At 58.4% G+C, this 21,050-nt stretch carries 16 protein-coding genes and 1 tRNA gene; 13 read left to right on the top strand and 4 right to left on the bottom strand.

All coding sequences use genetic code 11. The annotated features are described in order from the left end of the window. The first annotated feature begins 1 nt into the window (after position 1). Positions 2 to 1,582 (top strand): peptide chain release factor 3, encoded by a 1,581-nt coding sequence (locus HY028_04000; protein ID MBI3344017.1) that lies wholly within the window; start codon positions 2 to 4, stop codon positions 1,580 to 1,582. Here the strand turns inward: HY028_04000 and HY028_03995 are convergent. The 3 genes from HY028_03995 to HY028_03985 form a co-directional block, all read right to left on the bottom strand. Then, entirely contained in the window at positions 1,579 to 4,470 is a 2,892-nt protein-coding gene (locus HY028_03995) for a valine--tRNA ligase (protein ID MBI3344016.1), read from the bottom strand. The genes HY028_04000 and HY028_03995 overlap by 4 nt on opposite strands. 77 nt (positions 4,471 to 4,547) lie before the next feature. Next, positions 4,548 to 4,967, bottom strand: a complete 420-nt coding sequence (locus HY028_03990) for a DNA polymerase III subunit chi (GenBank protein MBI3344015.1) — start codon at positions 4,965 to 4,967, stop codon at positions 4,548 to 4,550. 52 nt (positions 4,968 to 5,019) lie between these two features. Beyond that, entirely contained in the window at positions 5,020 to 6,525 is a 1,506-nt protein-coding gene (locus tag HY028_03985; protein ID MBI3344014.1) for a leucyl aminopeptidase, read from the bottom strand. Between the two features lie 68 nt (positions 6,526 to 6,593). On the opposite strand from HY028_03985, the gene lptF reads away from it, so the two are divergent. Together lptF and lptG are read left to right on the top strand one after the other, a co-directional pair. Beyond that, on the top strand, positions 6,594 to 7,706 hold the full coding sequence (gene lptF / locus HY028_03980) for an LPS export ABC transporter permease LptF (GenBank protein MBI3344013.1): 1,113 nt from the start codon (positions 6,594 to 6,596) through the stop codon (positions 7,704 to 7,706). A gap of 4 nt (positions 7,707 to 7,710) precedes the next feature. After that, positions 7,711 to 8,775 carry an LPS export ABC transporter permease LptG gene (lptG, locus tag HY028_03975; GenBank protein ID MBI3344012.1) on the top strand — a complete coding sequence of 355 codons (1,065 nt, stop codon included), beginning with the start codon at positions 7,711 to 7,713 and terminating at the stop codon, positions 8,773 to 8,775. Between the two features lie 6 nt (positions 8,776 to 8,781). Here the strand turns inward: lptG and HY028_03970 are convergent. Continuing rightward, positions 8,782 to 8,857: transfer RNA gene (locus HY028_03970), tRNA-Glu, on the bottom strand. Positions 8,858 to 9,037: 180 nt separating this feature from the next. On the opposite strand from HY028_03970, the gene pcnB reads away from it, so the two are divergent. From pcnB to HY028_03920, 10 genes are all read left to right on the top strand, one after another. Further along, positions 9,038 to 10,333, top strand: a complete 1,296-nt coding sequence (gene pcnB / locus HY028_03965) for a polynucleotide adenylyltransferase PcnB (GenBank protein MBI3344011.1) — start codon at positions 9,038 to 9,040, stop codon at positions 10,331 to 10,333. Positions 10,334 to 10,346: 13 nt separating this feature from the next. After that, a complete protein-coding gene (folK, locus tag HY028_03960) occupies positions 10,347 to 10,844 on the top strand; it encodes a 2-amino-4-hydroxy-6-hydroxymethyldihydropteridine diphosphokinase (protein ID MBI3344010.1) in 498 nt (165 codons plus the stop codon). Between the two features lie 145 nt (positions 10,845 to 10,989). After that, positions 10,990 to 11,655 (top strand): deoxynucleoside kinase, encoded by a 666-nt coding sequence (locus HY028_03955; GenBank protein ID MBI3344009.1) that lies wholly within the window; start codon positions 10,990 to 10,992, stop codon positions 11,653 to 11,655. Beyond that, on the top strand, positions 11,652 to 12,455 hold the full coding sequence (gene panB / locus HY028_03950) for a 3-methyl-2-oxobutanoate hydroxymethyltransferase (protein MBI3344008.1): 804 nt from the start codon (positions 11,652 to 11,654) through the stop codon (positions 12,453 to 12,455). The genes HY028_03955 and panB overlap by 4 nt, the downstream gene beginning before the upstream one ends. A gap of 145 nt (positions 12,456 to 12,600) precedes the next feature. Beyond that, positions 12,601 to 13,470: a pantoate--beta-alanine ligase gene (locus HY028_03945; GenBank protein MBI3344007.1), complete on the top strand. Its 870-nt coding sequence runs from the start codon at positions 12,601 to 12,603 to the stop codon at positions 13,468 to 13,470. Positions 13,471 to 13,499: 29 nt separating this feature from the next. Continuing rightward, positions 13,500 to 13,880 (top strand): aspartate 1-decarboxylase, encoded by a 381-nt coding sequence (locus HY028_03940; protein MBI3344006.1) that lies wholly within the window; start codon positions 13,500 to 13,502, stop codon positions 13,878 to 13,880. Positions 13,881 to 13,939: 59 nt separating this feature from the next. Further along, positions 13,940 to 14,125, top strand: coding sequence for a hypothetical protein (locus tag HY028_03935; protein ID MBI3344005.1), 186 nt, complete (start codon positions 13,940 to 13,942; stop codon positions 14,123 to 14,125). Positions 14,126 to 14,633: 508 nt separating this feature from the next. Continuing rightward, on the top strand, positions 14,634 to 17,171 hold the full coding sequence (locus tag HY028_03930) for a DEAD/DEAH box helicase family protein (GenBank protein ID MBI3344004.1): 2,538 nt from the start codon (positions 14,634 to 14,636) through the stop codon (positions 17,169 to 17,171). Between the two features lie 104 nt (positions 17,172 to 17,275). Next, positions 17,276 to 18,100 (top strand): KilA-N domain-containing protein, encoded by an 825-nt coding sequence (locus tag HY028_03925; protein MBI3344003.1) that lies wholly within the window; start codon positions 17,276 to 17,278, stop codon positions 18,098 to 18,100. Further along, entirely contained in the window at positions 18,100 to 20,646 is a 2,547-nt protein-coding gene (locus HY028_03920) for an N-6 DNA methylase (GenBank protein MBI3344002.1), read from the top strand. The genes HY028_03925 and HY028_03920 overlap by 1 nt, the downstream gene beginning before the upstream one ends. Positions 20,647 to 21,050: the final 404 nt, after the last annotated feature.

Below are 21,050 nucleotides of genomic sequence, written 5' to 3'. Positions count from 1 at the left end.
TATGTCCGCAATTGTCCATGAAGCGGCGCGCCGCCGCACCTTCGCCATTATCTCACACCCCGATGCCGGTAAGACCACGCTCACCGAGAAGCTGTTGCTGTTCGGGGGCGCGATCCAGCTTGCCGGCACGGTGAAGGGGCGTAAGGCTGCGCGCCATGTAACATCCGACTGGATGGAGCTGGAGAAGCAGCGTGGCATTTCGGTGACCTCGTCGGTGATGCAGTTTCCCTACCGCGACAAGATTATCAATCTGCTCGACACTCCCGGCCACGAGGATTTTTCCGAAGACACCTACCGCACCCTCACCGCCGTGGACTCCGCGCTCATGGTGATTGATTCCGCCAAGGGCGTGGAGGAGCGCACTATCAAGCTGCTGGAGGTGTGCCGGTTGCGCGATACGCCCATCATCAGCTTTATCAATAAGCTCGATCGTGAGGGCCGTCCGCCCATCGAGTTGCTCGATGAAATTGAAACGGTTTTGAAGATACGCTGCGCGCCGGTCACCTGGCCGATTGGCATGGGCAAGGGCTTTAAGGGCATTTTTCACTTGCATAACGACAGCGTGCATTTATACAGCCCCAGTCACGGGGGTAAGATTCAACAGGGTGAGACAGTACAGGGGTTGAACAATCCCAGGCTTGATGAACTGTTTGGCACACAGGCCGGCGAGCTGCGTGAGGAAATCGAGTTGGTGAAAGGCGCGAGCCATGCCTTTGACTTCGAGGCGTTTCGCGCAGGCGAGTTGACGCCGGTGTTTTTCGGCTCGGCGATGAATAATTTCGGCGTGCGGGAATTGCTGGAAGCCTTTGTGGAATACGCACCGTCGCCGCTGCCCCGCGCGACCACGACCCGCACGGTGTCGCCCGAGGAAGATAAATTCACCGGCTTTGTGTTTAAGATTCAAGCCAACATGGACCCCGCGCATCGTGATCGTATCGCCTTCATGCGCGTGTGTTCGGGGAGCTATACCAAGGGCATGAAGCTGCATCAAGTGCGGCTCAAGCGCGAGGTGCAGATCTCCAACGCCATCACCTTCATGGCCGGCGAGCGGGAACACATTGATGAGGCGTACCCCGGCGATATTATCGGCTTGCACAACCACGGCACCATCCAGATCGGCGACACCTTTACTCAAGGCGAGGATCTGAAATTCACCGGCATCCCGCACTTCGCGCCGGAGCTGTTTCGCCGTGCGCGGCTGCGCGATCCGCTGCGCATGAAGGCGCTGCAGAAAGGTCTGGATCAGCTTTGCGAAGAGGGCGCGACACAATTGTTTAAGCCGCTGAGCAGCAATGACCTGATCCTGGGTGCGGTCGGGACGCTGCAATTTGATGTGGTGACCTACCGCCTGCAACACGAATATGGCGTCGAGTGCAGCTTCGAGAGTGTGCCGGTGGTGACCGCGCGCTGGGTGAGCAGCGACAACGCGAAAAAGCTGGAGGAATTTCGCCTCAAACTGGCCGATCATCTGGCGCTCGACAACGCGGGCGATTTGGCCTACATCGCCCCCACCCGGATCAATCTGGAATTGACCCGGGAGCGCTGGCCGGACATACAGTTCCGGGCCACGCGCGAGCATTAACCCAACTGCTGCATCCGCGCCTGCTGCTCGATGAGCTTTTCAAGCGCGGCATGGAAGCCGGCCACTCGCTGCTGTTCCTCCGCGACCACTGCGGCAGGGGCGCGATTCACGTAGTCTGAGTTGGCAAGTTTGGTCTCACTGCGGTCCAGGTCCTTGCGGATTTTCTCGATCTCCTTGGTAAGTCGCGCGAGTTCGGCCTGTTTGTCTATCAGGCCCGCGAGGGGAATGAGTACCTTCATGGCGCCGACCAAGGCGGTCGCCGATTCAGGGGCGGGCTGACCGGCTTCCAGCCAGGTGATGCTCTCCAGGCGTGCCAGATTTATAAGATACGAACGATTGCTGTCTAGCCACGCGCGATCCTGTTCTGAACCGTTTTGCAGCAAGACGGGCAGCGGTTTGGCGGGCGCGATATTCATGCCGCTGCGGATGCTGCGTACACCGAGGATGAAACTCATCACCCAATTCATTTCGGTGACGGCGGCCTCGTCTATCTTGTCCGGCTGCGGAACAGGGTAGGGCTGCAACATAATGGTTGAACCTTGTTTGCCCGCAAGCGGAGCCACACGCTGCCAGATTTCTTCGGTGATAAGCGGCATGATCGGGTGGGCGAGCCGCAATAATGTTTCCAGCACGCGCGCCAAGGTGCGGCGCGTGCCGCGCAGGCTGGACGCACTGCTCTGTTCGGATGTCAGTATCGTCTTGGAAAGTTCCAGATACCAATCGCAGTATTCATTCCAGGTGAATTCATAGATGGCCTGGGAGGCGAGGTCAAAGCGGTAACCGGCGATGGCCTCGGTGACCTGTTGCTCGGCGAGTTGCAGCCGCGAAATAATCCAGCGGTCGGCAAGGCTTAGTGTTGCCTCGCCACCGTCTTGACCAGTCGCTCCCGGCATCCTGCCTCCCGCGACACTGGCACGTCCCTGTGCGTCGCAGTCTTGCCCCTCGGTGTTCATCAGCACATAGCGCGCCGCGTTCCATAATTTATTGCAGAAGTTGCGATAGCCCTCGATGCGGCCAGTGTCGAATTTAATGTCGCGCCCCTGCGTGGCGAGCGAGGCCAGGGTGAAGCGCAGCGCATCGGTGCCGTAAGCGGGTATGCCCTCCGGAAAATGTTTGCGTGTGGCCTTCTCGATTTTCCGCGCCATCTCCGGTTGCATCAAACCGGTGGTGCGTTTGGCGACCAATTCCTCCAACCCGATACCATCAATGAGATCAATGGGGTCGAGTACATTGCCCTTGGATTTCGACATCTTCTGCCCTTCGGCATCGCGCACCAAACCGGTGATGTACACCTCGCGAAAAGGAACCTCGCCGGTGAACTTGAGGCCCATCATAATCATGCGCGCGACCCAGAAGAAGATGATGTCGAAGCCGGTGACCAGCACGCTGGTGGGGTAAAAGGTTTTTAGTTCTGACGTATAGGGAAGAGCGCCAGCGAAGGGTCCTACTAATGTCGCGGGAGGCACGACGCCGGGAGCGACCGGCGCCTCATCCGGCCAGCCTAAGGTGGAGAATGGCCACAGTGCGGAGGAAAACCAGGTGTCGAGCACGTCCTCGTCCTGCCGGAGTGAGGCGTGAGGCGCGAGGCGTGAGGCGTACTTCTGCCGTACCTCGGCTTCGCTGCGGCCCACGTAAATGTTACCCGTATCGTCGTACCACGCCGGGATGCGATGACCCCACCAGATTTGGCGCGAGATGCACCAGTCTTGAATGTTGCGCATCCATTCGAAATAAGTCTTGCTCCAGTTCTCCGGCACGAAACGGATGCGCCCGTCCTCAACCGCCTTGATGGCCGGCTCGGCCAGCGGTGCGACTTTGACATACCACTGATCGGTGAGATAGGGCTCGATTACCGCATGGGTGCGATCGCCGCGCGGCACCATAAGCTTATGGGGTTTAATCTCTGCTATGAGGTCAAGCGCCTCTAAATCCGCGACAACCTGTTTGCGCGCCTCGTAGCGATCCAGGAAGTTATATTTTGAATCCGGCAACAGGATACGCGCATCGCGGGTGAAAATATTAATTAACGGCAGGTCATGGCGCGCCCCCACCTCGTAGTCGTTAAAGTCATGCGCGGGAGTGATCTTCACACATCCGGAGCCGAAGGCAGGGTCCACGTAGTCGTCGGCAATGATAGGTATTTCGCGCCCGGTGAGCGGCAGCTTCACTTGCTTGCCGATCAGCATTTTGTAACGTTCATCATCGGGATGCACGGCGACGGCCGCGTCGCCCAGCATGGTTTCCGGGCGCGTGGTGGCGACGGTCAAATGTCCGCCGCCGTCGGCGAGCGGATAACGGATGTGCCAGAGAAAACCGTCTTCTTCTTGGGAAACCACTTCCAGATCGGACACCGCGGTGTGCAGCACCGGATCCCAGTTGACCAGGCGCTTGCCGCGGTAGATCAGATCCTCTTCGTACAGCCGCACGAATACTTCCGTTACCGCCTTCGATAAACCTTCGTCCAATGTGAAACGTTCGCGCGACCAATCCACCGAGGCGCCCATGCGCCGCAACTGGCGGGTGATGTGGCCGCCCGATTCCTGTTTCCATTTCCAGATTTCATTGACGAACGCCTCGCGCCCGAGATCGTGCCGCGTCTTGCCCTGTGCGGCGAGCTGGCGCTCCACCACCATTTGGGTCGCGATACCGGCGTGGTCGCTGCCGACCTGCCACAGGGTGTTATCGCCCTTCATGCGGTGATAGCGGACGAGCGCATCCATCAGCGTGTCCTGAAAGGCGTGGCCCATGTGCAGACTGCCGGTGACGTTGGGCGGCGGGATCATGATGCAATAAGGCGTTCCCGTCCCGCGTGGCGAGAAATGATTATTTTTTTCCCACGTCTCATACCATTGCTTTTCGATGGACTGGGGGTTGTAGGTTTTATCCATTTAGTAAATTTTCCCTCTGCGTTCTCTGCGGTAAATACGCTACTTCACCACGGAGGACGCAGAGTAATGATGTGAGGCTATGTTGAAATAGTATGGGATTCTAGCGGGTAACCGCGGTCCCGATAAAATCGAAAGCGTTCGCGCGCAGCCTGTCTGCGGGGTTCACCCGGTTCAACGATTTCCGCGATGCGAAGGAACTGGCTGAAAAAAGCCGGGACTTCCTGGCAGAGGTTGATAAGGACATCGAGCCCTGCCTCGGGCTCTGCATCATGACCGATGTGTATCGGCAAATCTGTTTGCTGCCCACTCTTGTAGAGAGCGTGAGGGATAAAGCTGCCTTGCCTGAAGCTCCACAACAGGTCATCGAGTTTCGCCGCTTGCTGTTCGGAACTGCAATGGATGTACAAGCGCTGCCCTTGTGTATAAATCTTCTCGGCGAGACGGCAGGTGAAGAGAAGATGATTGTCCTCAAGGATATAAAAATCAATCCGCGTCACGCGGGTCGCTCCCGGCGTCCTGCCTCCCGCGACATTAGTACATCCGTGTACGTCACATCCTTCCCTTTTTGGGTATGCGATTGAGCAGAAATTGCATCAACAGCGGCGCCGGCCGGCCCGTGGAGCCTTTACGGTCACCGCCCGTCCAGGCGGTGCCGGCGATATCCAAATGCGCCCAATGGAATTTTTTGGTGAAGCGCCACAGGAAACAGGCGGCGGTGATGGCGCCCGCCTCGCGGCCGCCGACGTTGGACATGTCGGCAAAATTGCTCTTGAGCTGATCCTGGTAGTCTTCCCAGAGGGGTAATTCCCACACGCGGTCGCCGCTGTCATCACTCGCCTTTTGCAATTCGTCGGCGAGCGGCCGGTGGTTGCTCAACAAGCCGCTGGCGTGGCGGCCCAGGGCGATTACGCACGCGCCGGTGAGCGTGGCAATGTCAATGACCACCTCCGGCTTGTAGTGTTCGCTGTAGGTGAGTGCGTCGCACAGAATCAGGCGGCCTTCGGCATCCGTGTTGAGGATCTCGATGGTCTGACCCGAGAGGCTGGTCACGATGTCGCCGGGTTTGATGGCATTGCCGCTCGGCATATTTTCGGTGGCCGGAATAATGCCGACCACGTTGATCGGCAACTGCAGCTCGGCGCAGGCGGACAGTGCGGCGAGTACGCTGCCTGCGCCCGACATGTCATATTTCATCTCATCCATCTTGTCGGCGGGCTTGATGGAGATGCCACCCGTGTCGAAGGTGACGCCCTTGCCGACCAGCGCAACCGGTTTATGAGCCTTGCCGGCGCCTTGGTATTCCAGGGTAATCAGCTTGGCGGGCTCGCGCGAGCCGCGCGCCACGGCGAGCAGCGCGCCCATGCCGAGCCGCTCCATGTCCGCTTTTTCAAGCACCGTGACCTTGAGCTTTTTGTGGCGCTTGCCCAGCGATTTCGCCTGTTCCGCGAGGTACGAAGGCGTGCAGATGTTAGCGGGCAGGTTGCCCAAGTCCCGCGCCAGTTTTACGCTTGTTGCGATGGCCAAACCTTCTCGCAAACCTTGCTCGGCCTGCGCGCGCGCGTTGGCTTGGGTCAGGCCCCAGATTATTTTCTTTAGATGGGTGGGAGTATTCTCTTTCTTGCTCTTGAGACGATCAAACTCATAGAGGGCATGATCGGCAACTTCCACAGCCTGGCGGATCTTCCAGTGGAAGTCGCGCGCCTTGATATCCAACTCGGCGAGATAGGCGATGGCTTCCGCTGCGCCGGTGGCCTTGAGGGCGTTGCCCGCCTTGTCGAGCAGTTTGCGATAATGCGCTTCGTCAAGCTCGCGCTCTTTGCCGCAGCCCACCAACAGGATGCGCTCGCAGAGCGTACCCGGGACATGATGCAGCACCAAGGTCTGTCCAATCTTCCCCTCCAGATCGCCGCGCTTCAGTACCTGGGTAAGGAAACCGCCGCTCACTTGATCCAGGGCCTTGGCGGAGGGCGTGAGACGACGTCCCTCGAAGACCCCTACCACCAGGCAGGCGCTGCGTTGTTTTTCGGCGGGGCCGATTTTGATGCTGAATTCCATGTGTTCTCCCGGTTGTGCCATAATTCAAACTAGTTTACCTCAAAAAGCCTCATTTGTAGCCGCCGGCGATGCCTATCATAGACCGCTATCTCATTAAAGAAGTGACGCTCACCCTGCTGGCCGTCATGCCCGTCTTGTTGCTCATTTTTTTAAGCAACCGGTTTGTGCAATACCTGGCCGAAGCGGCGGCGGGCAAACTTCCTTCCGATGTGCTGTGGGCCTTGTTGGCATTCCGTTCCATCAGCGTGCTTTCCCTGTTGTTACCGCTCGCGTTTTTCCTCTCCGTGGTCCTGGCGCTCGGACGTCTGTATAAGGACAGTGAAATGACGGTGCTGGCCGCGTGCGGCGTAAGTCCGCTGCGCATCGTGCAAACCATAGGTGCGGCGGGGGTGGTGATGGCGCTGCTGGTGGCTGCGCTGACCTTTTATATCGAACCCTGGGCGAACGGCCAGACCAATGAGATCAGGAAGCGCGCCGAGGCGACCTCCGAGATCAAGATCATCACGCCGGGGCGTTTCAAGGAGTCACGCCAGGGCGATCATATCCTGTATGTCGAACGGCTCTCGCCGGATATGGAAAAGATGCATAACATCTTCATTCAGAGCAGGCAGGGCGATGTCATCAACATCCTCTCCTCGGAAAACGGTTACCAATACGTGGATAAAAAGACCGGCGATCAATTCGTCGTACTGGAAAACGGCAACCGCTATGAATGGACGCCGGGCGGCAGCGATTTCAAGATCATCAAATACATGAAATACACGGTGCGCATCGAACAGAAGGATGTACCCGTTCAACACACACTCCGCGAAGTCACAGGAGTGGACCCCTTGCTGCGCGCGTTGGGAGAGGGCGCGAGGGCAGAGTTGCAGTGGCGGCTTTCCCTGCCGATTTCGATGGTGTTGCTCGCCGTGCTGGGAGCGCTGCTGGCGCGCACTACGCCCCGCCAGGGCCGTTACGGCAAGCTGTTTATCGCAGTACTGGTGTATGTAATCTATGTGAATCTGATGACGGTGGCGCGTTCATGGGTGGAACAAGCCGCAACGCCTTCCTTGCTCGGCATGTGGTGGGTGCATGGGGTGGTGCTGATGGGGGTGGTCGCGCTGTTCGCGCAGCAAATGGGGTTGAAGGTGTTGCGACCTGATTTCTCCGCATTGCAAACGCCGCCACGAGCAGATTGACGGCATGCGTATTCTGGATCGCTATCTCGGCAACACCGTCGCGCTCAGCACGCTGCTGGTCACGCTAGTCTTGCTCGCCTTGTTTTTCTTTATTGACTTGGCCGAGCAACTGGGCGACGTCGGTAAAGGCAATTATGGCTTGGCGCAGGCCTTACAGTATGCCTTACTGATTCAGGCCCGCCACTTTTACGAACTTTTTCCGGTGGCGGCGTTGCTGGGTACTTTGCTGGGCCTGGGATGGCTCGCGAGCAACAATGAACTGATTGTCATCCGCAGCGCCGGTGTGTCGTTGGCGCAGATCACCCTATCGGTCATGAAGTTGGGCGCCGTGATGATACTCGCTGCAATGGCCGTCGGCGAACTGCTCGCCCCGCTGAGCGAGCAATATGCGCAAAGCCAGCGTTCGATCGCCTTGAGCGACCGCATCACCCTCAAGACCAACTACGGATTCTGGACCCGTGACGGTCAGAGCTTTATCAATATCCGCACCATTCTTCCCGGTGACCGCCTGGGCGACATCTCCATCCATGAATTCGACAAGCACTACAACCTGCGGGTGACGACCCACGCCGAACGGGCCCACTATGAAAACAACACGTGGCGCCTGGAAGGCATCGTGCAAAGTTATATCGGCGATAACGGTGTCACCACACGCAAGATCGAGAGCGCGGCGTGGGAGTCGTTGTTGAGCCCCGAAATCATCAATCTGGTGGCCATCAAACCCGACAAGCTCTCGGTCTGGGATCTTTACAGGTACATCGGCTATTTGCGCGACAACGGACAAAGCGCCGTGCGTTACGAGCAGGCCTTCTGGGGCAAACTCGTCGCGCCGGTCGTCACCGCGGTCATGATGTTCCTGGCGGTGCCCTTTACGTTTGGCGCGCTGCGCACCGCGGGCATGGGGCAGAGGCTGTTGATCGGCAGCATGGTAGGCATCGGATTCCATCTATTCAACCAAACCTTTACGCAAGCAGGGGTTATCTATAACTTGAACCCGCTGCTTACCGCCGCGCTGCCCGCGTTGCTGTTTTTTATGGTTGCCGTGGTGCTGATGCGCCGGGTACAGTGAACCTAATGGCGCTCCCTAGGGGACTCGAACCCCTGTTATCGCCGTGAGAGGGCGATGTCCTAGGCCACTAGACGAAGGGAGCAATAGAAGTGGGGTTGTGGGGCTCTGCGCGGGAAAAATGTTATTATACGCGAACGACTGCGCTACTCAAGCCGGTTAGCAGCACAATAAGGTGCCCGCCATAAAAAAAGACACAGTTATATCAAGCCCTCTGCGTCATACCGATCACATCATCGCAGCCAGTCTGATCAGCGAGAACGCTATGCGGGTGGTGAGCCGGCTCAAGGGAGCGGGCTACGAGGCCTATCTGGTAGGGGGCTGCGTGCGCGATCTATTGCTCGGCCGCGAACCCAAGGACTTCGATGTCGCGACCAATGCCCATCCCGAACAGGTGGAGCATTTGTTCCGCAACTGCCGCCTGATCGGGCGGCGTTTTCGCCTGGCCCACGTGCGCTTTGGCCGCGAGATCGTGGAGGTCGCCACCTTTCGCGGCGGACGAGTTGATTCCGAAGCCTCCGACACACAGGAAAGCATTGGTGTCGCGGGGGGCAGGATGCCGGGAGCGGCCGATCAGAGTGACAGTGGCAGAATTGTCCGGGATAACGTCTATGGAACGACCCTCGAAGAGGATGCCTTGCGGCGCGACTTCACGGTCAACGCCTTGTTCTACGACAGCGGCGACGGCAGCGTCATAGATTACACCGGCGGTCTCGCCGATCTTCGGCTGGGTTTTATGCGCCTGGTGGGCAACCCTCAGCTCCGTTACCGTGAAGACCCGGTCCGCATGTTGCGTGCCGTGCGCTTTGCCGCCAAGCTGGGGTTTCGTATTCACCCCGACAGCGAGGCGCCGCTGTTCGAGCTGGGCTATCTGCTCGAGGATATTCCCTCCGCACGCCTGTTCGAAGAGGTGCTCAAGCTCTTCATGGGCGGTTGCGCGGCGCAGACCTTTGAACTGATGCGCCACTACCAGTTGTTCCGCCACCTGTTTCCCCAGACCGAGGCGAGCCTGGAACATCCCGGTCCCCACATCGGTTTGCTCACCCAAGCGCTGACCAATACCGATGTGCGCATCGCGGAGGATAAACCGGTCACCCCGGCATTTCTATTCGCGGCCCTGTTGTGGGGGCCGATGCGGCTGTTGGCCGAGCAGTTGCGCGGCGCCGATAGCGACGTACAGGGACGTACTAGTGTCGCGGGAGGCAGGACGCCGGGAGCGACCGGCGAGATCCAGGCGATGGAGGCGGCCGCCGATAGGGTGATCTCGCGCCAGATCCGCCGGGTTGCCGTGCCGAAGCGTTTTACCGTACCCATGCGCGAGATATGGGCCATGCAGCCCCGGTTTGCGCAGCGCTCCGGAAAGCGGCCGTTGCGGCTGCTTGCCCATCCCCGCTTCCGCGCCGCTTATGATTTTCTCCTGTTGCGCAATGCGGCGGGTGAGCCGTTACAGGAACTGTGCGACTGGTGGACCGAGCTGCAAACCGCACAAGGCCCCGCTCAGGAGACGATGATCAGCCGTACCAAGGCGCCGGCCCCCCGCAAGCGCCGCCGGCGCCGATAGCCATCCCTCTTCCATGCCGGCGGTACGCGCCTATGTGGGCCTGGGTAGTAATCTGGACGACCCGGAACGGCAGATTACCCGCGCCCTTACCGAACTTACCAAGCTGCCGCACACGCGGTTCATCAAACACTCCAGCCTGTATCTGAGCGCGCCGCTGGGTCCCGCGGGCCAACCGGATTATGTGAACGCCGTGGCGCTTCTGGAGACCGCTTTATCCGCCAAGGAATTACTCAAGCAATTGTTGGAGATTGAACACCGGCATGGGAGAATACGTACGGGTAAACAGTGGGGCCCGCGCACGTTGGACCTCGATCTTCTTTTGTATGGCGACCTGCGCTATGCGGACCCGAGCTTGACGGTGCCCCACCCGCGGTTACATGAGCGCGCCTTTGTCCTGTATCCTCTGGCCGAGCTTGATCCGGAGTTGCACATACCCGGTAAGGGCGCCCTGCAAGAACTGTTCAAACATTGTCCCAAACAGAAACTGACGCCGCTGCCTATTTCGCTCTAATGACCAGCATACTAAAAAGAAACAAAGTAAGCGGATATCCGCTTACTTTGTTTCTTTTTAGTAAAACTTAACTTTTACTCTACCCCCACCCTGTCCCGCCCCCTAAACAGGGGGCGGGGACGTAGACCGGAGTGTCATCTTAATAATGGACTCTTTAGTAACTACCTCCGAGCAACATCGTTATATCGTTGTGGAAGGCCCGATAGGGGTAGGCAAGACCAGCCTCGCCGGACGGCTCGCCGATTCGTTGGGAGCCTCGCTGTTGCTGGAAGAGGCGCAAGATAACCCGTTTCTTGAGCGCTTCTATCAAAATCCGCGCCAGGCGGCCCTGCCGACGCAACTATATTTCCTGTTCCAGCGCGCCCGTCAGATCAAGGCGCTACGCCAGAGGGACTTGTTCCGGCCGGCGCGGGTGTCCGATTTCCTGATGGAGAAGGATCGCCTGTTCGCGGAGCTGACTCTCGATGATGACGAGTTACGCCTGTATCAGCAGGTGTATGGCCAGCTCATCCTTGATGCCCCGGCGCCGGATCTCGTCATCTATCTGCAGGCCCCGGTGGAAGTATTGCTGGCGCGTATCCACAAGCGCGGCTTGAGTCACGAGCGGCTCATCGAGACGGCGTATCTGCAACGCCTGGTGGATGCCTACACGGACTTTTTCTATCACTATGCCGCCGCACCCTTGTTGATCGTCAATGCCGCCGAGATAGACCCCGTCAACAACGAGCAGGATTATCAGCAATTACTGGAGCGGGCCCGTGCCGTCCAGCGTGGGCGACATTACTTCAATCCGTTGCCTATCGCCTTATGACTTCCCTCAAACCGGTGACGCTCACCACCCTGCGCGAGATGAAGCGCACAGGTGAAAAGATCGCCTGTCTCACCGCCTATGACGCGAGTTTCGCCCGGCTGCTTGACGAGGCGGGTATGGATCTGCTTATGGTGGGTGACTCCTTGGGCATGGTCATACAAGGTCACGACAGCACATTGCCTGTCACGGTCGCGGACATGATCTACCACACCCGCAACGTGCGGCGCGGCGCCCGGCGCGCCTTCGTGGTCACCGACATGCCGTTTATGAGCTACGCGAGTCCGGCGCAGGCCGTCGGCAACGCGGCGCGCATCCTGCAGGAGGGCGGGGCGCAAATGGTCAAACTGGAGGGCGGCGCATGGCTGGCCGAGACCGTGCGGGAGCTCAGCGTGCGCGGCATACCCGTATGTGCGCACCTTGGCCTGCTGCCGCAATCGGTGCACCAACTCGGCGGTTATCGCGTGCAGGGGCGCGACCCGTTAAGCGCCCAGACCCTGCTCGATGACGCCAAGAGTCTGGAGGAGGCCGGCGCCAGTCTGTTGCTGCTGGAATCGGTGCCTGCTGCCCTGGCCGCCGACATCACCCGTCACGCCACGGCCCCGGTAATCGGTATCGGGGCTGGGCCGCAGACCGACGGCCAGATACTGGTGCTCTATGATCTGTTGGGCATCACGGAGAAACGCCCCAAGTTTTCCAAAGATTTCCTGGCGGGCGAGGCCGGTATTCAAGAGGCGGTACAAGCCTACATCAAGGCCGTAAAATTAGGCGCGTTCCCTGCCGCGGAACATACCTTCAGCTAACGGGCACCTCTAAAAATGCGTCTTTTGTCTTTATGCGGCGTTAAAATTCTGCTCGGAATGCTCATGTACTGTCGTGTACACTCCGCTTCCTCGCAGAATTTCGCCTTGCCTAAAGACAAAATCCACTATTTTTAGAGGTGCCCTAATGCAGACTGTAAAAACCATCAGCGCCCTGCGCGCGGAGCTTGCGCCTTGGCGCGTGAAAGGTGAACGTATTGCCTTTGTCCCGACTATGGGCAACCTGCACGCCGGTCACCTCAAGCTGGTGGAGATCGCCAAAAAACAGGCCAAACGGGTCGTGGTGAGCATTTTTGTGAACCCTTTGCAATTCGGGCAAAAGGAGGATTTCGCGTCATATTCACGCACATTTGAAGAAGATAGCAGCATTTTATCAGAAAATAGCGTAGATGTACTATTTGCCCCGGAGCCCGAAGAGATCTATCCAGAGAGTCTGGCTACCCTGACTAGAGTGGAGGTGCCTGGGCTGTCGGATATTCTTTGCGGAGCTTCCCGTCCGGGTCATTTCAGGGGAGTCGCCATGGTAGTTAACAAGCTGTTCAACATCGTGCAGCCTGATCTGGCCGTGTTCGGCGAAAAGGACTATCAGCAACTGCTGATTATCCGGCGCATGGTCAAAGACCTCGCCATGCCGGTCGAGATCGTGGGCGTACCCACGGTACGCGAGCCGGACGGACTCGCCCTGAGCTCGCGCAACGGTTATTTGTCGGCGGAGGAGCGGCGGCAGGCCCCCCAACTCTATCAGGCCCTCTGCGCCGTGCGTTATCAGCTCATGAAAGGCAAGGGATGCGACTTAGCCGCTGCCGAGGAAGTAGGACTGGTATGGCTGCGTAATGCCGGTCTGCGGCCCGATTACCTCAGCGTGCGCCGGGCGCAGGATCTCGGCCCCGCCGGTGCGGATGACCGGAATGTGGTAATCCTCGCCGCCGCCTGGCTGGGCACTACGCGCCTGATAGACAATCTCCAGGTGACGTTGCAGGGCGACCCCCAAAGTTAGATAATACGATTCTATCAGGAGGTCCCGCCATGCAGTACACCCTGCTCAAAGCCAAGCTTCATCACGCCCGTGTCACCCATTCCGAACTGGAATACGAAGGCTCGTGCGCGATAGACGGCAAACTCCTGGACGTGGCCGGCATCCGCGAGTATGAGCAGATCCACATCTACAATCTCAACAACGGCGAACGCTTTACCACCTACGCCATCCGCGCCGCGGACAATTCCGGCATCATCTCCGTCAACGGCGCCGCCGCCCACAAGGCCAGCCCCGGTGACCGCATCATCATCGCCGCCTACGCGGTACTCAACGCCCACGAACTCGCCAACTTCCACCCCACCCTGGTCTATCTCGACCCATACAACCGCATCACCCACTGCCGCAACGCCATCCCTGTGCAGGTGGCTTAAGAGGGCATGCGCGGTGTCAGGGGTAGGTCGGATCAAGCATAGCGGATCCGACATTTGCCATGGGTGAAGTGGTTCCATTCAAACGCCCCAGCCTCGCCGAACGCCACCGCGGGAAAACCCTGTGCGGCAGCGGCTTCCACAAATGGGAGATCGTGCAGGAAAAATCGTTCGACGTGAAACAGGGCAAGCTGGTTACCTTATACCGCTGCGCCCGCTGCCAGGCCACCAAGAACGAAACCCGCTGAGCCTTGCTTGCAGGCGATCGTCACCCGTGACGGAATTAGCCAATGATGAATCCTTGGTAAAGGCATGCGGGAGCAATTTGCCGATTCGTTAGCGGCATTTTATATTCAAACTTGTTGAAATAGGGTGAGAAATCTTATGCTTTCGTTAGAGTTTTTTAGTTCCGAGAGTTATAACTTAGCGGATGTTTAGTATGGAAGACATTACATGATTTCACCGCAGTACTTATTCCAGTCCCGAAAGGTGGCTTCACCGCACTCAATCCCGAAACAGGAACAACCACTCAGGGCGAGTCTGTCGAGGAAGCTCTTGCAAATCTGCGTGAAGCCACCGAGCTTTACCTTGAGGAGTTCCCCATCACCACACCAGGCCAACCCCTGGTCACTTCGTTCTAAGTAGAGGTACATGCCTGAATTGCCGCTCGTTTTGGGCACTGAAACCGTTGAAGCCGCGCGCGCCTGAGCTTGTACGTTATAACGCTTGACCACCTACGCTGAGACAGGAACGCGAGTGTCCGATAAAGAAGCCACAGCCCGAATCAAGATCAACAAGTTGCTTGAAGCGGCTGGCTGGCGCTTCTTTGCGGACGGAAGCAAACCCGCCAACATCCGCCTAGAACCCAGCGTCACCGTCAAATCATCAGATCTGGATGCCCTCGGCGACAACTTCGAGAAGACCAACAAGGGCTTCATCGACTTCCTGCTGCTCGACGCCAAGGGCTTCCCGCTCATCGTCCTGGAGGCCAAGTCGGAGGCCAAGAATCCGCTCGTCGGCAAGGAGCAGGCCCGCAAATACGCCAAGTCCCAGAGCTGCCGCTTCGTCATCCTCTCCAACAGCAACCTGCACTACTTCTGGGACCTGGAGCGCGGTAACCCCTGCCTCATTACGTCCTTTCCTACGCCGGACTCGGTGATCGGCTACCAGCAGGTTATGCCCAACCCGCAACGCCTCGTCGAGGATCAGGTCGGCGACGACTACATCGTGCTGACCCAACGCCCGAACTACCAATCCGAAGCGGCGTGGCGCAACGAGGCCGAGCGTCCCGGCTACATCCAGGCCAACAAACTGCGTTTCTTGCGGCCCTATCAGTTGAAGGCCATTCACGCCCTGCAACGAGCCGTGAAGGACGGCACAGACCGCTTCCTGTTCGAGATGGCCACCGGCACCGGCAAGACACTCACTGCCGCCGCCGTCATCAAGCTCTTCCTCCGTTCCGGCAATGCCCGCCGCGTCCTCTTTCTGGTGGATCGCCTCGAACTGGAGGAGCAGGCCAGGAAGGCTTTCGTCGCACAGCTCTCCGCCGATTTCCAGACGGTGATCTATAAGGAGAACCGCGACGACTGGCGACGGGCGGAAATCGTTGTCACCACGGTGCAGTCGCTGCTCTTCAACAACAAGTACCAGCGGCTCTTCTCGCCGACCGATTTCGACCTGGTCATTTCCGACGAAGCCCACCACTCCATCGGCGGCAACGCCCGCGCCGTCTTCGACTACTTCATCGGCTACAAGCTCGGCCTTACCGCCACGCCGCGCGACTACCTCCGCAGATTCGACAGTTCGAATCCTGGCACCCGCGACCCGCGCGAGGCCGAGCGTCGCTTGCTGCTGGACACCTACCGCACCTTCGGTTGCGAGAACAGCCAACCAACCTTCCGCTATTCGCTGCTCGACGGCGTTAAGGAAGGCTACCTGATCAACCCCACTGTGGTGGATGCCCGCACCGAGATCACCACCGAACTGCTCTCCGAAGAGGGCTTCGTCGTCTCCTTCACCGACGATGCCGGCGAAGACCAACAGGAGGCCTTCAAGCAGCGCGAGTTCGAGAAGCGCTTCTTCGCCGACGCCACCAACCAGCTTTTCTGCAAAACCTTTCTGGAAAACGCCCTGCGCGATCCGGTCAGCGGCGAGATCGGCAAGTCCATCATCTTCACGGTCAGCCAGAATCACGCCGCCAAGCTGGCGCAGATACTCAACCGGATGGCCGACCGCATGTTCCCCGGCAAGTACCAGTCCGACTTCGCCGTGCAGGTCACCTCGCAGATTCCCGATGCCCAGCAGTTCACCATCAACTTCAGCAACAACAATCTGCTCGGTTCGGCCAACTTTATCCCCGCTTACAAAACCAGCAAGGCGCGTGTCTGCGTGACCGTCGGCATGATGACCACCGGCTACGATTGCACCGACATCCTCAATCTCGGTCTATTTCGACCGATTTTCTCGCCGACCGACTTCATCCAGATCAAGGGGCGTGGCACCCGTAAGCACAACTTCCTCGAACAGCTCTTCGACGACAGCATCAAAGCAGGCATGGCGCAGCCGCAAAAGACTGCCTACAAACTCTTCGACTTTTTCGCCAACTGCGAATACTTCGAGGAGGAGTTTAACTACGACGAGGTGCTGAAGCTACCAAAGCCGAGGCCGGGCGTTCAAAAGGGCGGCGGTGAAGGCCCGGTCACTTACGCAGGAACCTGCGAACATCTTGGAATGGACATTCTTGCGGGGATCAGGGAAGAGGTCATCGGCCACGAGGGCATGAAGATCGACCGCATGTTCTTCGAGAGATTCGAGGACACCGTGCGCGACGATGCCACCATAGCCGCTGCGGTGGAGGCCGGACAATGGGATCGCGTCATCGACTATGTCAACCGCGAGGTCTTCGACAAGCCCGAGGAGTTCTACACCCTCGACAAGTTGCGCAAAGCCGCCGCCGTGGATCGGCGCCTCACCCTGCGCGAAATCCTCGAAAAGATCTTCGGCCTCATCCCGCGCTTCAAGTTCAAGGACGAATTGCTGGAAGAAGAGTTCGCCAAGTTTGTTGCCGACGCCAAACCCACAGAGGCCGAGGCCATCCCGGCCATCAAGAACTACTTCAAGGCTTACGTCATCAGCGACCAAGTGCGCCACATTATCGAGAGCAGGCACTTCACCGATCTGGCGACCAATCCCTTTTTCGACAGCCGTGCTTTCAAGGCCGTACCGCCGAAGTACCGCACGCTCATTCCCAATTACATCAAGGACTACGTGTCCCTGAACCAATTCGCGCCTTGAATCATGAATCCATCCTCTTATCGGTTTAAATATGGCGAATTCGCCATATTTAAACCCGTCGAATTCGACGGGTTTGGCGCTACCCCACCCCAAAGGCAGATCCCATGAGCAAAACGAAGAAAAGCACCATCGAGGTTCAAGGAACCGCCATCGCGATCGTTTCGAGCAGCGATCACGATTTCATATCCCTAACCGACATGGCGAAAAAATTTGGCGATGATTCGCTGATCTACAACTGGATGCGCAATCGCAACACCCTTGAACTCATTGGTATTTGGGAGCAAATCCATAATCCGGATTTTAAAGGTCTCGAATTCGAGACCTTTAGAAAGCAAGCCGGCCTCAACAGCTTCTCTCTGACCCCCAGGAAGTGGATCGAAGCCACGGATGCTATTGGATTTCAATCGCGGGCTGGACGTTACGGCGGCGGAACCTACGCCCACAAGGACATCGCCTTCGAGTTCGGTTCCTGGCTCAGCCCGGAATTCAAGCTCTACCTCATCAAGGAATTCCAGCGCCTCAAGGATGAAGAAAACGACCGGCTCAAGCTCGGGTGGAATCTCCAGCGCACCCTGTCCAAGATCAATTACCGCATCCACACCGACGCCATCCGCGAGACGCTTATCCCGCCCGCCATCACCAAGAAGCGGGCATCGCTGGTCTATGCTAACGAGGCCGACCTGCTCAATGTCGCCCTCTTCGGGCAGACCGCCAAGGAATGGCGCGATACCCATCCCGACGCCGAGGGCAATATCCGAGACCACGCGCCGCTGGAGCAACTGGTCGTCCTGACGAATCTGGAAAGCCTCAATTCTGTCCTCATCCGCCAGGGTCTGCCCCAGCCTGAGCGCTTGCGCAAGCTAAACGAAATCGCCATCTCCCAGATGCGCACCCTCCTGGCCGACACCAACGTGAAACGTCTCAAGTAATGCTCGACACCGACACCAAACGCCGCATCGACACCGCCCGCGACATCCTCGTCGGCAAAGTGCCCGATCCCAAGTCCCAGGTAGAGCAGATCACCATCGCCCTGATCTACAAGTTTATGGACGACATGGACGCCGAGAGCGAGGAGTTCGGCGGTAAACGCAAGTTCTTCGCCGGTGAGTTCGCCCGCTACGGCTGGGCCAAACTCATGCGCTCCCGGCTGGGCGGCCACGAGACTCTGAACCTCTACGCCGAAGCGATCGCCAAGATGCCGGAGAACCCCGGCATCCCGCCGCTGTTCCGCGACATCTTCAAGAACGCCTATCTGCCCTACCGCGACCCGGAGACCCTGCGCGCATTCCTCAAGATCATCGACGAGTTCAACTACGACCACAGCGAACGTCTCGGCGACGCCTTCGAGTATCTGCTCTCCGTGCTCGGCTCGCAGGGCGACGCCGGGCAGTTCCGCACGCCGCGCCACATCATCGACTTCATCGTCGCGATCATCGACCCGAAGAAGACCGAGACCGTGCTCGACCCCGCGTGCGGCACCGCCGGGTTCCTGATCTCGTCCTACAAGCACATTCTTGGCGCCAACAAATTGAACATGGATAAACAAGATGGACAGGATGAAAACGAACAATCCTGTGAATCCTGTCCATCCATGTTTGTCTCTTCTCTCACCCCCGACGAAAAAGCCCGCCTCGCGCAGAACTTCAAGGGCTACGACATCTCGCCCGACATGGTGCGCCTGTCGCTGGTTAATCTGTACCTGCACGGCTTCGCCGACCCGCACATCGCCGAGTACGACACGCTGACCAGCCAGGACCGCTGGAACGAGTACGCCGACGTGATCCTCGCCAATCCGCCCTTCATGTCGCCGAAGGGGGGGATCAAGCCGCACAACCGCTTTTCGGTGCAGTCCAAGCGCAGCGAAGTCCTCTTCGTGGACTACATGGCCGAGCACCTCACGTCCACTGGTCGTGCTGGCATCATCGTGCCCGAAGGCATCATCTTCCAGAGCCAAACCGCCTACAAACAACTGCGCAAGATGCTCGTCGAAAACTCCCTCGTCGCCGTGGTGTCACTGCCGGCGGGCTGCTTCAATCCCTACTCCGGCGTGAAGACCAGCATCCTTATCCTCGACAAATCTCTCGCCCGGCAGAGCGACACCATCGCCTTCTTCAAGGTCGAGAACGACGGCTACGGCCTCGGCGCCCAGCGCCGTGCCATCGAGAAGAACGACCTCCCGCAAGTCCAAGCCGAACTCGCCGCCTACCTGCACGCCCTGCGCTCCAAAGCGCCCACCGAGATCATCCTCGCCCTCACGTCCACCGCCCAGATAGTGCCGAAAGAAAAGATTGCCGCGAATGGCGACTACAACCTGAGCGGCGAGCGGTATCGGGAGGGCGTCGTCCGCTCCGGCCGACGATGGCCGACAGTTCCGTTGAGCGATGTTTGCTCGCTTCAACGCGGCCTCTCTTATTCCACAGCGGAAATCGGCGATAAAGGGAATGGCGTCCCTTTCTACAACCTGAAGTCAATCAAGCGGCAAGGCGTGCCACAGCGGAATGACTTCAAATACTTCACTGGCGAAGTCAAAGATCGGCACTTGGTGGAACCGGGAGACGTACTCATTGCCCTGACTGATCTGACGCCCACTTCAGAACTCATTGGCTCACCAAAGCTCATCACCGACCCGACCAAAGCCGCGTATTCCGCTGACTTGGGAAAATTGGTCTTCAAGGTCGCGACGGTTCAACCGCAATTCCTCTATCACCTGCTGCGTTCAAACCATTACCGAGAATACATCGTCACATATTCGCACGGAGCAAACGTCAAACATCTCCAATCAGATGGCTTCTACGCGTTCCAAATTCCCCTGCCGCCGCTGGAAGTACAGAAGGAGATCGTGGCGGAGATCGAGGGCTACCAGAAAGTCATCAACGGCGCCCGCGCCGTCCTCGACAGCTACCGCCCCCACATCCCCATCCACCCCGACTGGCCTATACGAGAACTTGGCGGCCTGGCGGAGAATCTGGATTCACAGCGCGTTCCTATCACCAAGGGCGATCGCAAGGCAGGCCCGTTCCCGTACTACGGCGCATCTGGCATCGTCGATCGTGTCGCCAATTACATATTCGACGAAGACATTCTACTCATCTCGGAAGATGGGGCGAATCTGCTTGCTCGCTCAACGCCTATCGCGTTCTCGGTCGCGGGAAAGTGTTGGGTCAACAACCATGCTCACGTGTTGAATTTCGCGCATCCAGCCACACAGAAATTCGTGGAGGTCTATCTCAACTCAATTTCCATCGAGGAGTTCGTTACCGGAGCAGCGCAGCCGAAGCTGAACCAAGAGGCTTTGAACAGAATTCCGATTCCACTCCCAGACGATGTCGCCACACAGCAAGCCATCGTCGCCGAGATCGAAGCCGAGCAAGCTCTGGTCGCCGCCAACCGCGAGTTGATCGAGCGCTTCGAGAAAAAGATTCAGGCCACTCTCGCGCGGGTGTGGGGGGAAGAACCAGGCGCATGTACAAAATAGAGATGCCAGCAGTAAGATTGTTAACATGGTTTGCACCAGTAATCGGTTTGTGTACACTTGCCGCTCAAGACTGGCGGAACAGGAGGTTAACCCATGAATAGAAACGATCCGTTGCTGAAGATTCGTTTCGACGGCGAAGCCGTTGGGCCGGGCAAGATACCGGTGACACACTTGTTGCGTTTTCTAACGAATATGAATAAGGCGCTTCAGCGGACGGGACGTGTCCTGATGGGCGAGGCCGAAAGCGTGCGCCGGGGACCGCAGCCACGCAGTATCAAGGAGGAAGTGGCCCTCGACCTGGTGTTGTTGACGCACGGCAGTCCGGCGGCGGTGCTGGGCTTCGAGCGGCGGCAGTCGGAAGCGGCGTTGCCGGGAATGGACCTGGGCCTTGAGATTCTGGAGAA

This window comes from Gammaproteobacteria bacterium (assembly GCA_016195665.1).
GTDB lineage: Bacteria > Pseudomonadota > Gammaproteobacteria > SURF-13 > SURF-13 > JACPZD01.
Note: the sequence above shows the minus strand (reverse complement) of the source record. Positions and strands in the feature narration are given on the sequence as shown.